Here is a 1,303-nt window from a genome sequence, read left to right on the forward strand (position 1 = left end):
TTCGAAGGCGGGGGTGCATCATTTGACGCGCACGCTGGCGATCGAGTTCGCCGCCCGCCGCATCACCGTCAACGCCTTTGCGCCCGGCCCTTTCCAGAGCCGCATGACGGCCTTTGCCACCGCGACCGAGGAGCAGGCGAAACATGTTGGTAACCATGTTCCGCTCGGCCGCATCGGCGTGGCGGATGACATTGCCGGCGCAACGCTTTATTTGTGCAGCCGTGCCGGAAGCTATGTCACCGGCGCCATCCTGCCGATCGACGGCGGCCAGTCGGTGCAGCATGGAATGACATTGTTCAAGGAATAAGTCGCCCGGTTCAAGAAATCGGGCGGGGTTCAAGGAGTAGGCGCCCGGTTCGAGGAGTCGTTATCCGGGCGGGGGTGCGGAGGACATCAGCGTGGAACCGATCAGTCTCGATACGCTTCTGGCAAGCGTCGGCAAGGAGGTCGGCGTCTCGCCCTGGCGAACGGTCACGCAGCGCATGATCGACCAGTTCGCCGATGCGACCGACGACCACCAGTTCATCCATTGCGATCCTGTGCGCGCCGAGCGCGAAACGCCGTTCGGCGGCACCATCGCGCATGGCTTCCTGTCGCTGTCGCTTTTGTCGGCAATGACTTTCGAGACCATGCCGCCGATCGAAAACACCAAGATGGGTGTCAATCATGGGTTTGATACGCTGCGTTTCCTGGCGCCGGTGAAGACCGGCTCGCGCATCCGCACTCGCTTCGTGCTGGCGGACGTCAAGGTGCGGCCGTCCGGCTGGGTGCAGACGGCGCATGACGTGACCATCGAGATCGAGGGTTCGAAGAAGCCGGCCCTGACGGCGCGCTGGCTGACCTTGACGCTGATCGAGCGCCAGCCCGAGAACGCATGAGCGGCGAGGCCGGTGCCATAGACCAGGCGGCGCTTGTGCCCTATCTCGAGGCGCATATTCCGGGCTTTGCCGGCTTGTCCGCGATTGAAAAATTCAAGTCCGGCCAGTCCAATCCGACCTATCTTCTGACCGCCGCCAGCGGCCGCTATGTGCTGCGCGCCAAGCCTCCAGGACAATTGCTGAAATCCGCGCATCAGGTCGACCGGGAATTCCGGGTCATGCGGGCGCTTGCCGGCACGGCGGTGCCGGTGCCGCGCATGCTGCATCTATCAGGCGAAGACTCCCCGATCGGCCGCATGTTCTATGTCATGGAATATCTCGACGGCCGCATCTTCTGGGATCCGTCGCTGCCGGATCTTTCCGGCAACGGAGAGCGCGCCGCGGTCTACGACGCGATGAATGCGACGCTTGCCGCCATGCACGAC

The 1,303-nt window shown here is 63.4% G+C and carries 3 protein-coding genes; all 3 read left to right on the forward strand.

Features of this window, described 5'->3' with window-relative positions; genetic code table 11:
- On the forward strand, positions 1-307 hold a 307-nt coding region (locus tag EOD07_RS34650), incomplete at its 5' end, for an SDR family oxidoreductase (protein ID WP_127238372.1).
- 85 nt (positions 308-392) lie between these two features.
- A complete protein-coding gene (locus EOD07_RS34655; RefSeq protein WP_281059116.1) occupies positions 393-878 on the forward strand; it encodes a MaoC family dehydratase in 486 nt (161 codons plus the stop codon).
- The coding region (locus tag EOD07_RS34660; RefSeq protein WP_164772854.1) for a phosphotransferase at positions 875-1,303 on the forward strand (429 nt) is incomplete at its 3' end. The genes EOD07_RS34655 and EOD07_RS34660, both read left to right, overlap by 4 nt.

The sequence above is a fragment of the Mesorhizobium sp. M2C.T.Ca.TU.002.02.1.1 genome, assembly GCF_003997225.1.